The sequence below is a fragment of the Chryseobacterium sp. ZHDP1 genome, assembly GCF_018603435.1.
Lineage (GTDB): Bacteria > Bacteroidota > Bacteroidia > Flavobacteriales > Weeksellaceae > Chryseobacterium > Chryseobacterium indicum.
This window is the reverse complement of the sequence record NZ_CP075682.1, coordinates 1,904,410-1,919,195: the sequence shown is the minus strand read 5'-3', so window position 1 is coordinate 1,919,195 and position 14,786 is coordinate 1,904,410. Positions and strand designations below refer to the sequence as shown.

At 40.7% G+C, this 14,786-nt stretch carries 7 protein-coding genes, 2 tRNA genes and 2 rRNA genes; 8 read left to right on the top strand and 3 right to left on the bottom strand.

Annotated elements, in window-relative coordinates; genetic code table 11:
- Position 1: 1 nt before the first annotated feature.
- The 3 genes from KKI44_RS08750 to KKI44_RS08740 form a co-directional block, all read right to left on the bottom strand.
- Positions 2–823, bottom strand: a complete 822-nt coding sequence (locus KKI44_RS08750) for a hypothetical protein (RefSeq protein WP_214590652.1) — start codon at positions 821–823, stop codon at positions 2–4.
- Between the two features lie 267 nt (positions 824–1,090).
- Entirely contained in the window at positions 1,091–2,749 is a 1,659-nt protein-coding gene (locus KKI44_RS08745; protein ID WP_076395972.1) for a ribonucleoside-diphosphate reductase subunit alpha, read from the bottom strand.
- A gap of 207 nt (positions 2,750–2,956) precedes the next feature.
- Positions 2,957–3,931 carry a ribonucleotide-diphosphate reductase subunit beta gene (locus KKI44_RS08740; protein ID WP_214590651.1) on the bottom strand — a complete coding sequence of 325 codons (975 nt, stop codon included), beginning with the start codon at positions 3,929–3,931 and terminating at the stop codon, positions 2,957–2,959.
- 428 nt (positions 3,932–4,359) lie between these two features.
- On the opposite strand from KKI44_RS08740, the gene KKI44_RS08735 reads away from it, so the two are divergent.
- The 8 genes from KKI44_RS08735 (at position 4,360) to KKI44_RS08700 (ending at position 14,594) form a co-directional block, all read left to right on the top strand.
- Positions 4,360–5,049, top strand: coding sequence for an ABC transporter ATP-binding protein (locus KKI44_RS08735; RefSeq protein ID WP_214590650.1), 690 nt, complete (start codon positions 4,360–4,362; stop codon positions 5,047–5,049).
- 98 nt (positions 5,050–5,147) lie between these two features.
- Complete coding sequence (locus tag KKI44_RS08730; RefSeq protein WP_214590649.1) at positions 5,148–6,377, top strand: ABC transporter permease; 1,230 nt, start codon at positions 5,148–5,150, stop codon at positions 6,375–6,377.
- A gap of 79 nt (positions 6,378–6,456) precedes the next feature.
- A complete protein-coding gene (locus KKI44_RS08725; RefSeq protein WP_214590648.1) occupies positions 6,457–7,728 on the top strand; it encodes an ABC transporter permease in 1,272 nt (423 codons plus the stop codon).
- A 29-nt stretch (positions 7,729–7,757) separates the two neighbouring features.
- Positions 7,758–8,954: an efflux RND transporter periplasmic adaptor subunit gene (locus KKI44_RS08720; protein WP_214590647.1), complete on the top strand. Its 1,197-nt coding sequence runs from the start codon at positions 7,758–7,760 to the stop codon at positions 8,952–8,954.
- A gap of 784 nt (positions 8,955–9,738) precedes the next feature.
- Positions 9,739–11,255 (top strand): 16S ribosomal RNA (locus KKI44_RS08715).
- 195 nt (positions 11,256–11,450) lie between these two features.
- A tRNA-Ile gene (locus KKI44_RS08710) sits at positions 11,451–11,524 on the top strand.
- A gap of 83 nt (positions 11,525–11,607) precedes the next feature.
- Positions 11,608–11,684 (top strand) — tRNA-Ala (locus tag KKI44_RS08705).
- A 154-nt stretch (positions 11,685–11,838) separates the two neighbouring features.
- Positions 11,839–14,594 (top strand): 23S ribosomal RNA (locus KKI44_RS08700).
- Together the 16S and 23S rRNA genes with 2 tRNA genes alongside form the textbook arrangement of a ribosomal RNA operon.
- Positions 14,595–14,786 lie beyond the last annotated feature (192 nt).

Genomic DNA, 14,786 nt, shown 5'->3' with positions numbered 1-14,786 from the left:
ACTAGTTTCCTAAATAGATAAATACGTTCGTAATAATATTATTTGGCTGCATACTTACAGGCTGGCTGCTTCCCAAAGTAAAACTTAAACTGTGGGTATGATTTCCATCGGTACTTGTCGTATCATTTACACTCGATGTATCAGAAATAGGATTATTGGTTCCGGATACTACGCCGTTTGTAGTGGAATTTAAAGGGTTATCTGTATACGTATGCGTATGATTTCCTGTAGTATTTGTTGTTCCCGTGAAGGTTACGTTAGGAAGATTGGCTTGTGTTAAAGTAAAAGTATCAGCTCCGGAAACTGCTGCTAGATTGTCTGTACCGCTTGTATTTTTAAGAAAACGGTCTGTAGCATCCGGTAAATTGGTGGTAAAGCCCAATGCTGTAGCTCTGGCTCTGGCATTTGTACTCAAAGTGCTTATTGCTCTTCCGTTGAGAAGATACCATCCATTATGGTCTGCTGCCTGAAATCCGTTTTTAATGTCTCCTGCTTTTGGAGTTTTTGCAGATAATTTTACCCAGCCGGATCCTGTGTTATAATACATTCCCGGAGTTACATTATTCGGTGCAGTGCCTGCTGTTGCTGTATTATAAACGATCATTCCCGCAACATGAGCATTCATCGGAGCAGCTAAAGTGGTAGACTGAAGAGCAATTCTTGTAAGCAGAAAGCCTTTGTTGTTGGATGAATTTTCTAATTGTAAGATGCTTTCCGAATTTACGGCTCCAGAAGAATTGGAGATTTTTACCTGAGCATTAGACTGAAAAGAAGTGAATAGAATTAATGTGATAAATCCATTAACTTGAAAATATTTTCGCATAATATTCGTTTGAAATAATTTTTTGTGTTATTTTTTGCAAATGTATGAAAAAAATATATTTTACTGTCAATTGAAAATCAATGCTGAAATCAGAAATATTTATCTGTAAAGAATAGTCTTTGCATGTTTCCTTTATTCACGGCAGATTCTACAGGATATTTTATAACAGATCATGAAATTAATACAATATTAATTTTTTCTTAACATAAAAAAGCACGCTGAAAAAGCGTGCCCGATTGAATATGTAATGTTTATTATTTGAGTATCTTATGCTTCACAAGCTGTGCAGGTAACAAAATTTACCATCATTTCTTTAGAAACAGAAGAACTTCTTTGATAATAAAGGGTTTTTACACCTTTTTTCCATGCTTCGATATAAAGATAGTTCACATCTTTTACCGGCATTGTAGAAGGGATCTGAAGGTTCAGAGACTGCGCCTGATCAATGTATTGTTGTCTTTGGGCTGCCTGAGAAATAATCTCCATCGGAGAAATTTCCTTGAATGTTTTAAACACTGCTTTCTCTTCATCCGTTAACTCCTTCAAATGTTGTACCGAACCGTGATTCAACATGATCGTTCTCCACGTTTCTTCGTTATCAAGCCCTTTTTCCTCCAGTAATTTTGCAAGATATTTGTTCTTACGCATGAAGTTTCCTTTCGCAAGACCAGCTTTATAATAATTCGAAGCAAACGGTTCGATTCCCGGAGAAGTCTGTCCTAAGATCGCAGAACTTGACGTTGTAGGCGCAATGGCCATGGTTGTCGTATTTCTTAATCCGTAACCTTTCAGCAATTCCGGCTCTCCGTAAATATTGGCAAGCTCTCTTGAAGCCTGCTCTGCCTGTTCTTTAATTCTTCTGAATGCTCTTGCATTAAATTGTGTAGCCTCAAAACTTTCAAAAGGAATCATGTTTTTCTGAAGGTAAGAATGATATCCTAAAACTCCTAAACCAAGCGCTCTGTGACGCATTGCGAAGTTTCTTGCACCCTGAAGATAATAGTTTCCTTCCGTTTTGTCGATAAATTCAGATAAAACAGCATCTAAGAAATAGATTGCTAATTTCACCGCGTCTGTATCTTTCCATTCATCATACAATTCCAAGTTCATGGAAGATAAACAGCAGATGAAGGATTCTTCTCTTGTAGAAGGAAGCATGATTTCAGAGCAAAGGTTACTTGCATTTACAGTAAGTCCTAAGTCTTTGTAAACCTGTGGTTTATTTCTGTTAACGTTATCCGTAAAGAAAATATAAGGAAGCCCTTTTTGCTGGCGGCTTTCCAGTACTCTTGCCCAGACTTTACGCTTTTCCATATCGCCATCAATCATATCCTGCATCCAGTAATCCGGAACACAAACTCCTGTAAATAAATTCTGGATCGGACTTCCGATGTCTTTGATGGATAAAAATTCTTCAATATCTCCGTGATCGATGTCTAAGTAAGCTGCAAAAGCTCCTCTTCTTACGCCACCCTGAGAAACAACGTCCATTGCCGTATCAAACAGTTTCATGAAAGAAACCGCTCCCGAAGATTTTCCGTTATCGGTAACCGCAGTTCCTCTGTTACGAAGCTCCCCGAAATATCCCGAAGTTCCGCCCCCGATTTTGGTCTGCATGATGACTTCGCCCATTTTATGGGTAATTCCTTCAATGCTGTCCGGAATGTGAACATTGAAACACGAAATAGGAAGACCTCTCTGTGTCCCCATATTTGCCCAAACAGGAGATGAGAAACTGATCCATCCTTTCGTGATCATTTCTTTGAAAGCAGGCTGAAGTTCCGGCTTATATAATCTTTTGGCAGCAGCAGTGGTAATTCTGTCGATGGCTCCGTCTACAGTTTCACCCTTCAGCAAATAACCTCTGTTCAGCATTTGCTCAGACTCTTCATTGAGCCACCATATGTTGTTGTTTTGTTCTTCCATTTTAATTAAGATAATGGGTTAAAAATTTTGAGGAATGATGGTAATTCTTTCCAGCTAAATATTATTCCTAAAATTATCACTACGATGTATATAAATCGTTGCGATATCGAAATGGATAAGCCTTGTAGATTACCCCATTTCTCGATTTTAATTTTAACCATATATATTATTGTTAAAAAATTTTTTCGAGAAAATGATTCTATTTAATTAAAACAAATCGTTCGCGGTAATACTCTTATCGTGCTTTGTATAATCTACCGGTCTTTTCGCAAAGAAATCATCCATAGAATTGGCGAAAACTTCCTCTTCGAACCAAACCATCGGTCTGTACTGTTCAGGAGTTACGTTGTATCTTGTTTTCATGTTGATTTTCTTTAAACTGTCGTCTACACGGTATTTCATGAAGTTTAATAAATCTTCTTTAGAAACGTTGTCGATTTCACCCAATTCAAAGATCCAGCTTAAAATATCACCTTCTCTTTCGATTGATTCATCAACCAGAGTATAAATATCCTCGATGTCGCTGTCTGTTAAAAGATCAGGCTGTTCTTCCCTGATTTTGTTGATTAAGAAAATTCCTGCGTTGGCGTGGATCTGCTCATCTACAGAAGTCCATGCGATGATATTGGAAACATTTTTCATAAACCCTTTAAATCTTGTGAAAGAAAGGATAATGGCAAATTGAGAGAAAAGAGAAACGTTTTCTACCAGAATACTGAAAAGCAACAATGCAGAAACATATTCTTTCGGTGTTGCGGAGTTTGCGTGTTTTAAGGCGTTTCCTAAGAATTCAATTCTGCTTTTTACGGCAGGGATTTCTACTACATTAAGGAATTCGTCGTTATATCCCAACACTTCCAGCAATCGGGAATACGCTTCCGAATGACGGAATTCGCATTCTGCAAAAGTAGCTCCCAAACCATTCAGTTCAGGCTTTGGAAGATGAGTGTACAGATTTCCCCAGAATGTCTTTACAGACACCTCAATCTGTGCAATGGCTAAAAGTGCATTTTTTACAGCGTGTTTTTCGTGCGGCTCCAACTGCGAATGAAAATCCTGAACATCTGCAGTAAAGTCCACTTCGGAATGCACCCAGAACGATTTGTTGATTGCCTCTACAAATTGAAGAACCTCAGGGTATTCAAATGGCTTGTAACTTACTCTCTTATCAAAAATTCCCATATTAAAATGTCTTAAAAAATTAAAATAAATAGATCAATGTGGATAACGTTCAAAAAATAATCAATATTCTGATTTGGTGTAACTTATGTGTGAAAGTTATCAACCACGGAAGCGATTTATTTTTTGATCTGTGCAAGCACAAAGTTCGAAAAAAAGAACTGTAATAAAAAGGGCGAAATACTAATTCGTTGAGTTTTAGCCTTAAAAGTTTTCCACATTTACATGAAAGCCCCTTAAATATTGACTTACAAAGTATTATGTTAACAAAAACCTGATTATTCGCAGGATTTTATTAAACAAAAAAATTAAAAGTACTTTAAATAAAGGCGTTTTAAGCTAAACAATTAATTAAATAAAGATTTTTTCAATATTCGTAACAAATTAAAAATTCTGTCTACTTATTGGGTATAAAAAACATACACCGCTTAATGTTAGTAATTCAGGATTTACATAAATCATACGATACAGGGAAGAGTAAGCTGCACGTTCTCAAGGGAATTAATCTTACCATTTCCGAAGGCGAATTTGTATCGATCATGGGAAGTTCGGGTTCAGGAAAATCCACACTTCTTAATATTATTGGTATTCTCGATGAAAAAGATTCCGGAACGTATGAGCTGGACGGAGTTCCGATTGAACATTTATCTGAAGTAAAAGCTGCCGAATACAGAAGTAAGTTTCTGGGATTTATTTTCCAGTCCTTCAATCTTATCGGTTATAAAACCGCTTTGGATAATGTTGCACTTCCGTTGTATTACCAAAATGTTCCGCGAAAGGAGCGAAACCAGAAAGCGATGGAATATCTGGAAAAAGTAGGACTGGCTCAGTGGGCAAATCATTTACCGAACGAGCTTTCCGGAGGGCAGAAACAGAGAGTTGCCATTGCAAGAGCTTTGATTACCAATCCGAAAGTGGTTCTAGCCGATGAACCGACCGGCGCACTGGACTCCAAAACAACGCACGACATCATGAAACTGCTTCAGGACATTAATAACGAAGGGAAAACCATCATTGTGGTAACCCACGAACCTGATGTAGCCGCACAAACAAAGAGAAATGTGGTGCTTCGGGACGGCATTATTGAAAGTGATGAGTTTATTAAACAGTTGGTGCTGTGAGGCAGGAGGCTGGAAGAAAGAAGTTTAATTAATAGAATAAATCAGCGGAAAGGCGGAAGAACCTCAATCATCCCGCTTCCCGCTTCAAACCTAAGAATATGTTCGATCTAGATCGTTGGCAGGAAATATTTAGTTCCATTCGCAGTAATGTATTGCGAACGGTGCTTTCCGGTTTTACTGTGGCTTTGGGATTATTTATTTTCATTGTTCTTTTCGGAATCGGAACAGGGCTGCAAAATGCCTTTACACAAGGTTTTGCAAGAGATGCACAAAATCTTATTTCTATTGCAACCGGAAAAACAACGATTGCCTACAACGGGCTTCAATCCGATCGTATGGTGACGATGAACAATGATGATTACGATTTTCTCGTAAATATTGACAAGAAAAAAGTAGGAAGTTCCACGCCGAGATATACCTCAAATTTACTGGTGAAATATGGTAAGGAAAGCGGAAATTACCAGATTAACGGAGCAAAACCCAAAGAGCAGATCATCGAAAACAGAAAAATGCTCGAAGGTCGCTATCTTACCCCGACAGATCTGGAAAGAAAACAGAATGTTGCGGTAATCGGAAGAATGGTTCAGCGAGACCTTATAAAAAACGGGAATCCGGTTGGCAAAGAATTAAATATCAATGGGACAATCTTTAAAGTCGTAGGTGTTTTCTCAGACGACGGCGGAGACTGGGACGAAAGACATATTACCGTACCGATCACCACTTTGCAGCAAATGAAGAAAGGTTCGGATACCGTAAGCATCAATTACATTGCATACAACGACAAATTAACACCGGAACAGGCAATTAAATATGGTGATGAATTAAAATCACGATTAAAAGCCCGAAAAAATGTAGCACCTGATGACGAAAACGGGATCAGAGTCTGGAACAATGCCCAGAATATGAACGACACTTTTGCTTTTATGGCAGTACTTACAGGAATTGTAGGTTTCATCGGATTGGGAACTCTCGCGGCAGGAATTATCGGGATCAGTAACATCATGGTGTACATTGTAAAAGAAAGAACCAAAGAAATCGGAGTCCGTAAAGCAATTGGTGCAAAACCCAAAAGTATTGTTGCGCTTATCGTTCAGGAGAGTGTTGTGATTACGGTAATTTCAGGATTAATAGGAGTGGGACTCGGCGTTCTGGCTTTATACTTAATAGGAGATAATCTGGAAGAATACTTCATTAAAAATCCGAGTGTAGGATGGGGACATATTATCGCTGCATTTATTGCACTCGTGTTTTCAGGGCTGATTGCAGGATTTGTTCCCGCATACAGAGCCTCAAAAATCAAACCTATTGAAGCATTGAGAACGGAATGATGAAAGAAGGTGAATGGTGAATTTTGTTTAGCAAGTGAATTTAGCTATTGACATTATTAAAAGAAACAGACATTAACAAATGAACATTATATTTAAAAAAGATACTTGGCAGGAAATTTATTATTCCTTGAGAAATAATAAGCTTCGTACCTTCCTTACTATGATTGGAGTAGGTTGGGGTATGTTTTTGTATGTTAGTTTGCTGGGTGCTGCAAAAGGAATGGAAAATGGTTTTGATAAGCTATTTTCAGGTTTTGCCACCAATTCTATTTTCCTTTGGGCGCAGAATACATCCATTCCTTATGACGGTTTCCCGAAAGGAAGACAGATGTACCTAAAACTTTCGGATATTGATATTTTAAAAAGAAAAATCACCGACATTGATTATATATCGCCTCAGAACTCAAGAGGAAGCTTTACCGGAACCCCCGGAGAATTAATGTCCAGAAACGGAAAAAGCGGAACCTATTCTTTAACAGGTGATTATCCTGTAGGAAATAAAATTTCAGAAAAAAAACTGATCTTCGGGAGATATCTCAACGACGCCGATGTTTCCGGGAATAAAAATGTAGCCGTTATCGGAGAAGAAATTTACAAGAACTTTTTCGATTCAAAAAAGAACGAAAATCCTTTGGGAAAATCCATTAATATAAAAGGAATTTTCTTTAATGTGATCGGAGTATTCAGAATCAAAAAAAACGGAGGTTTTGAAAATGACCGTTCGGTTTTCATTCCGTTATCCACCTACACAAAAATGTACAATGCGGCGGATAATATTGATATGTTCGCGATTGTAAGCAAACCGAATGTAGATGTAAATTCAGTAGAAGAAAAAGTAAAACAGGAGCTTAAAGCCAAAAATAAAGTTTCGCCTGATGATACCAATGCTTTCGGAAGTTTTAATTTAGGTAAAGAATTTAAAAAACTAACGGGGTTCTTATCTGGAATGCAGTTACTCACAATCATTGTAGGAACCTTAACCATTCTTGCCGGAGTTATTGCCATTTCCAACATTCTTTTAATTACGGTAAAAGAGAGAACCAAAGAGATTGGGATCCGAAGAGCTTTAGGAGCAAAACCTTCAGAAGTAAGAAACCAGATTTTATTGGAAAGTGTGGTTATTACACTCTCCTCCGGATTACTCGGTTTCATTTTCGGGATTTTTGTTCTGATGATTCTCGATATTGCCACAAAAGGACAGGATTCATTTCCCTTCTATAATCCAACAGTTAACTACGGAAACGTATTTGCAGCAATGGCAGTGATGGTGGTTTTAGGATTGATAATCGGAATGATTCCCGCGCAGAGAGCTGTTAAAATCAGACCAATTGAAGCTTTAAGAACTGAATAAAATAATTTAAATAAAAAAATAAACTATATATGAAAAAGAAATTCACTTGGAAAAAAGCCATTTATATCATCTTGGGGCTTTTATTTGCAGTGGCGCTGTTCTCGGGAATCGGGTATCTTGTAAAGTCCAATTCTAAAGAGAGTGAGGCTTTCCTTACCAGAAAACCGTCTGTTCAGAATATGGAGGATAAAGTGATGGCAACAGGAAAAATCGTTCCCAAAGAAGAAATCGAAATCAAGCCGAATATTGCCGGAATTATAGATAAAATTTTGGTAGATGAAGGAGACAGAGTAGAAGTGGGACAGTTAATTGCAACTGTAAGAATCGTTCCGAATCTTTCTGAGGTAAATAATGCGCAGCAAAATGTCAGCAATCAGCAGCTCCAGATCAGCAATGCAAAGCTGAATGTGGATAATATGCGCAAACAGTTTGAAATGCAGGAAAGACTTTACAAGCAGGGAGTCGCTTCCAAACAGGAATTTCTCAATGCACAGCAACAGTTGTATTCTACACAACAGGTTCTGAGAAACGCACAGCAGCAATTGATAACAGCTCAGAAAGCCTTACAGATCGCAAAAACGGGATCTACTCCTGAATTACAGGGTTTGGCAACAACACAAATTCGCTCAAAAGCTTCAGGAACCGTTCTTGAAGTTCCTGTAAAAGTGGGAAGTCAGGTTATTGAAGCCAACTCTTTCAATGCCGGAACAACCATTTGTTCCATTGCAGATTTGAATTCTTTGATCTTTCAGGGAGAAATTGATGAAGCTCAGGCTGGAAAATTAAAGCAGGGAATGGATATGAATATTGTGATCGGTGCACTTCAGAATAAAACATTTCCGGGAAGATTAACCATGATCGCTCCAAAAGGAAAAGATAATAACGGAACCATTAAATTTCCTGTTGAAGGAGATGTTTTCAATCCGAATAATGAATACATCAGAGCAGGATTTTCTGCCAACGGAGAAATTGTTCTGAACTCTCAGAAAAATGCATTGCTTTTGGATGAATCTTTAGTACAGTACGAAAAGAAAAACGGAAAAGATCTTCCTTTTGTTGAGGTGAAGCAGAAAGACGGTAAATTTAAGAAAGTCTACGTGAAATTGGGAGCAAGTGATGGAATTAATGTGCAGATCTTATCCGCAATTGATAAAAACGCAGACGTGAAAGTTTGGAATCCTTCCGATAAAGACAAAGAAGAGCTAAAAGAAAAAGCTAAAAAATAGTAAACTGACACTATAAATTTTTAAACTGTAGATCCCGGGAAATTTCTCGGGATTTTTTTATTACATATTATATATGATAGAATTCAATTTGTAATTGAAGATTCCAATAGTAAAATAAAGTTAATTAGTAAAGAATGCTACTATATATATTAAGAAAGATAGCTGCTGTTCTTCCTTTTCTCCGCTTTTTCCACCTGCAAACCAAACAATGGTTTAAAATTACAGAAATTATTCTCCCAGTCACTCAGTGCTTTAGGATTAAATATGAATTAAAGATGAAATTTATGTTAACAAAAGTTGGATTGTAAGGAATAAAGCCCCTATCTTTGCCCCACTGAAAAACGATAGAGAATCAGTAAGCGCAGAAGAGCTTTTAGCTAAGCAATATTACTTAATGAATCCTGAGGGAAGACGGTAAAAGTCTTTTTAAAGCTACAGATTGAAGCGGCTTTTATTTTAAACTTTTTTTTAAAAAATATAAAATAAGATTTGCGGGAATGAAAAAGATTTGTATCTTTGCAGTCCCTAAACGGGGGAGCGCAGGAGAGTATAGATTGAGTGTTTAGAGAGGGGTTAAGGTTACAGAAAAAACTTTAAAATTTTCTTGAAAAACATTTGGTCAAATCAAAATAAGTTATTACTTTTGCACTCGCAAATACGAAACGAAAACGACAGATACTGAGTTTTGTAGGAAGCGGAAGAAATGAAGATCATTGACATACAATATAACAACCAAGTAAGGAAAAACTAAAGCGTCAAAACTTTGAGTGAGTCAGACAAACATACAATGGAGAGTTTGATCCTGGCTCAGGATGAACGCTAGCGGGAGGCCTAACACATGCAAGCCGAGCGGTAGAGATTCTTCGGAATCTTGAGAGCGGCGCACGGGTGCGGAACACGTGTGCAACCTGCCTTTATCTGGGGGATAGCCTTTCGAAAGGGAGATTAATACCCCATAATATAATGAGTGGCATCACTTGTTATTGAAAACTCCGGTGGATAGAGATGGGCACGCGCAAGATTAGATAGTTGGTGAGGTAACGGCTCACCAAGTCAATGATCTTTAGGGGGCCTGAGAGGGTGATCCCCCACACTGGTACTGAGACACGGACCAGACTCCTACGGGAGGCAGCAGTGAGGAATATTGGACAATGGGTGAGAGCCTGATCCAGCCATCCCGCGTGAAGGACGACGGCCCTATGGGTTGTAAACTTCTTTTGTACAGGGATAAACCTTTCCACGTGTGGAAAGCTGAAGGTACTGTACGAATAAGCACCGGCTAACTCCGTGCCAGCAGCCGCGGTAATACGGAGGGTGCAAGCGTTATCCGGATTTATTGGGTTTAAAGGGTCCGTAGGCGGATCTGTAAGTCAGTGGTGAAATCTCATAGCTTAACTATGAAACTGCCATTGATACTGCAGGTCTTGAGTAAGGTAGAAGTAGCTGGAATAAGTAGTGTAGCGGTGAAATGCATAGATATTACTTAGAACACCAATTGCGAAGGCAGGTTACTATGTCTTAACTGACGCTGATGGACGAAAGCGTGGGGAGCGAACAGGATTAGATACCCTGGTAGTCCACGCTGTAAACGATGCTAACTCGTTTTTGGGTTTTCGGATTCAGAGACTAAGCGAAAGTGATAAGTTAGCCACCTGGGGAGTACGAACGCAAGTTTGAAACTCAAAGGAATTGACGGGGGCCCGCACAAGCGGTGGATTATGTGGTTTAATTCGATGATACGCGAGGAACCTTACCAAGACTTAAATGGGAATTGACAGATTTAGAAATAGATCCTCCTTCGGGCAATTTTCAAGGTGCTGCATGGTTGTCGTCAGCTCGTGCCGTGAGGTGTTAGGTTAAGTCCTGCAACGAGCGCAACCCCTGTCACTAGTTGCCATCATTCAGTTGGGGACTCTAGTGAGACTGCCTACGCAAGTAGAGAGGAAGGTGGGGATGACGTCAAATCATCACGGCCCTTACGTCTTGGGCCACACACGTAATACAATGGCCGGTACAGAGGGCAGCTACACAGCGATGTGATGCAAATCTCGAAAGCCGGTCTCAGTTCGGATTGGAGTCTGCAACTCGACTCTATGAAGCTGGAATCGCTAGTAATCGCGCATCAGCCATGGCGCGGTGAATACGTTCCCGGGCCTTGTACACACCGCCCGTCAAGCCATGGAAGTCTGGGGTACCTGAAGTCGGTGACCGTAACAGGAGCTGCCTAGGGTAAAACAGGTAACTAGGGCTAAGTCGTAACAAGGTAGCCGTACCGGAAGGTGCGGCTGGAACATCTCATTTTAGAGCGTCTTAAAGACGAAAAACAAAATTAGTACGCAAGTACAAAGTACTTACTTAAAGTAAAGCTTTAGTTTTTTATTTGGTTGATATATCATAATACACACCCACTAGAAATTAGTAAAAGGGAAAGAGATTGAGAAATGAAGAATGGGAAAAAGTATATTACTTATAACTCATCACCCATTACTCATACAAAGTCTCGTAGCTCAGCTGGTTAGAGCGCTACACTGATAATGTAGAGGTCGGCAGTTCGAGCCTGCCCGAGACTACTAATTAAGGCGGCTGGCAAATCGCTTATGGCTGATGGCAAAAAAGTCAACAGCAATTAGCAAGAAGCCAACAGCACCTAGAGGGGGAATTAGCTCAGCTGGCTAGAGCGCCTGCCTTGCACGCAGGAGGTCAAGGGTTCGACTCCCTTATTCTCCACCATCATAGATGGTTTAATTTTAAAAAAGCAGATAGAGCCAAAAACAATATTTGCGAATTAGATCAGAAGTAGAATTAAGATCATTGACATTAACGGTAAAGACATCACAAAGAGAAAACCGAGCACTTATAAGTGCTTGAGTAACCTAAAAATAGGAAAGAAATCGTTAAGGGCGTATGGCGGATGCCTAGGCTTTCAGAGGCGACGAAGGACGTGGTAAGCTGCGAAAAGCTGCGGGGATTGGCACACACGAATTGATCCGCAGATGTCCGAATGGGGCAACCCAATACATTGAAGATGTATTACCTCGTAAGAGGAGCAAACCCGGAGAACTGAAACATCTAAGTACCCGGAGGAAAAGAAATCGAAGAGATTCCGTAAGTAGTGGCGAGCGAAAGCGGATTAGCCCAAAAGTCTTTATATGTTTAATAGAATGTTCTGGAAAGAACAGCCATAGAGGGTGATAGCCCCGTATATGAAAGGCATACATAGATGATAAATGAGTAGGGCGGGACACGTGAAATCCTGTCTGAATATGGGGGGACCATCCTCCAAGGCTAAATACTCCTGAAAGACCGATAGTGAACAAGTACTGTGAAGGAAAGGTGAAAAGCACTTCGAATAGAAGGGTGAAATAGAACCTGAAACCGTACGCCTACAAGCGGTCGGAGCAGATTAATTCTGTGACGGCGTGCCTTTTGCATAATGAGCCTACGAGTTAATTTTACTAGCGAGGTTAAGTAATTAAGTTACGGAGCCGGAGCGAAAGCGAGTCTGAATAGGGCGCATAGTTAGTAGGATTAGACGCGAAACCTTGTGATCTACCCATGGGCAGGTTGAAGCTTTGGTAACACAAAGTGGAGGACCGAACCGGTTGACGTTGAAAAGTCTTCGGATGACCTGTGGGTAGGGGTGAAAGGCCAATCAAACTGGGAGATAGCTCGTACTCTCCGAAATGCATTTAGGTGCAGCGTCGTATATAAGTTTATTAGAGGTAGAGCTACTGATTGGATGCGGGGGTTTCACCGCCTACCAATTCCTGACAAACTCCGAATGCTAATAAATGTTCTACGGCAGTGAGGGCATGGGTGCTAAGGTCCATGTCCGAGAGGGAAAGAACCCAGACCAACAGCTAAGGTCCCCAAATTTCTGTTAAGTTGAAGCAACGCGGTTGGACTGCATTGACAGCTAGGATGTTGGCTTGGAAGCAGCCATTCATTTAAAGAGTGCGTAACAGCTCACTAGTCGAGCGGTCCGGCATGGATAATAATCGGGCATAAACAGAATACCGAAGCTATGGATTTATAATTAATTATATCTGGTAGGAGAGCATTCTATCGGCGCCGAAGCAGTATCGTGAGGTATTGTGGAGCTTATAGAAAAGAAAATGTAGGCATAAGTAACGATAAAGGGGGCGAGAAACCCCCTCACCGAAAGACTAAGGTTTCCTCAGCCATGCTAATCAGCTGAGGGTTAGTCGGGACCTAACGCGAACCCGAAAGGGGTAGTGGATGGACAATGGGTTAATATTCCCATACTTGCTCACACTAAAAAGGGGACGGTTCGATGTAGCTATAGAAGACGGACGGAAGTGTCAAGGCCTAGCCTTCGGGCGAAGCTGTTATAGTGTAATCGGATCCAAGAAAAGCCGAAGTGAAGCAACCCGTACCAAAACCGACACAGGTAGTCGAGGAGAGAATCCTAAGGTGCTCGAGTGAGTCGTGGCTAAGGAACTAGGCAAAATAGTCTCGTAACTTCGGAAGAAGAGACGCCAGCAGCAATGCTGGCCGCAGTGAAGAGGCCCAGGCGACTGTTTATCAAAAACACAGGACTCTGCTAAATCGAAAGATGCTGTATAGGGTCTGACACCTGCCCGGTGCTGGAAGGTTAAGGAAGGGCGTTAGCGTAAGCGAAGCGTTTGACTGAAGCCCCAGTAAACGGCGGCCGTAACTATAACGGTCCTAAGGTAGCGAAATTCCTTGTCGGGTAAGTTCCGACCTGCACGAATGGTGTAACGATCTGGGCACTGTCTCAGCCACGAGCTCGGTGAAATTGTAGTATCGGTGAAGATGCCGATTACCCGCAATGGGACGAAAAGACCCTGTGAACCTTTACTATAACTTCGTATTGACTTTGAGTAAGTAATGTGTAGGATAGGTGGGAGGCTTTGAAGCAGGCACGCTAGTGTTTGTGGAGCCGACGTTGAAATACCACCCTTTACTTACTTGGAGCCTAACTTCTTTAGGGAAGGACATTGCGTGGTGGGTAGTTTGACTGGGGTGGTCGCCTCCAAAAGAGTAACGGAGGCTTTCAAAGGTACCCTCAGCACGCTTGGTAACCGTGCGTAGAGTGTAATGGCATAAGGGTGCTTGACTGTGAGACCAACAAGTCGATCAGGTGCGAAAGCAGGACATAGTGATCCGGTGGTTCCGTATGGAAGGGCCATCGCTCATAGGATAAAAGGTACTCCGGGGATAACAGGCTAGTCTCCCCCAAGAGCTCACATCGACGGGGAGGTTCGGCACCTCGATGTCGGCTCGTCACATCCTGGGGCTGGAGAAGGTCCCAAGGGTTGGGCTGTTCGCCCATTAAAGTGGCACGCGAGCTGGGTTCAGAACGTCGTGAGACAGTTCGGTCTCTATCTATTGCGGGCGTTAGATGTTTGAGAGGGCTTGATTCTAGTACGAGAGGACCGAATTGAACAAACCTCTGGTGTATCAGTTGTACCGCCAGGTGCACCGCTGAGTAGCTATGTTTGGAAGAGATAAGCACTGAAAGCATATAAGTGCGAAACTCGCCTCAAGATGAGACATCTTTTAAGGGTCGTGGGAGATGACCACGTTGATAGGCTACAGGTGTAAAGTTGGTAACAGCATAGCCGAGTAGTACTAATTACCCGTAGATTTATAGCCTATTCATAAGTAATGAGTAATAGGTAATGAGCAATCATGCTTATCATAACTTAGCTTAAGTATTTATAAGTGCAACACTGGTTTTGCCTTTGTGATGAAATTTACCGATAAAAACGGTTCATGGTTGAATGTTTAAGATTCAGGGTTCAAAACTTTGAACAATAAACAATAAACCTTAAACCTATATACAAC

Bases quoted from the DNA above. Each gene is read 5' to 3' on its own strand.
- KKI44_RS08740 (WP_214590651.1), bottom strand. From the start codon at position 3,931: ATGGGAATTTTTGATAAGAGAGTAAGTTACAAGCCATTTGAATACCCT.
- KKI44_RS08725 (WP_214590648.1), top strand. From the start codon at position 6,457: ATGAACATTATATTTAAAAAAGATACTTGGCAGGAAATTTATTATTCC.
- KKI44_RS08750 (WP_214590652.1), bottom strand. From the start codon at position 823: ATGCGAAAATATTTTCAAGTTAATGGATTTATCACATTAATTCTATTC.
- KKI44_RS08735 (WP_214590650.1), top strand. From the start codon at position 4,360: ATGTTAGTAATTCAGGATTTACATAAATCATACGATACAGGGAAGAGT.
- KKI44_RS08745 (WP_076395972.1), bottom strand. From the start codon at position 2,749: ATGGAAGAACAAAACAACAACATATGGTGGCTCAATGAAGAGTCTGAG.
- KKI44_RS08730 (WP_214590649.1), top strand. From the start codon at position 5,148: ATGTTCGATCTAGATCGTTGGCAGGAAATATTTAGTTCCATTCGCAGT.
- KKI44_RS08720 (WP_214590647.1), top strand. From the start codon at position 7,758: ATGAAAAAGAAATTCACTTGGAAAAAAGCCATTTATATCATCTTGGGG.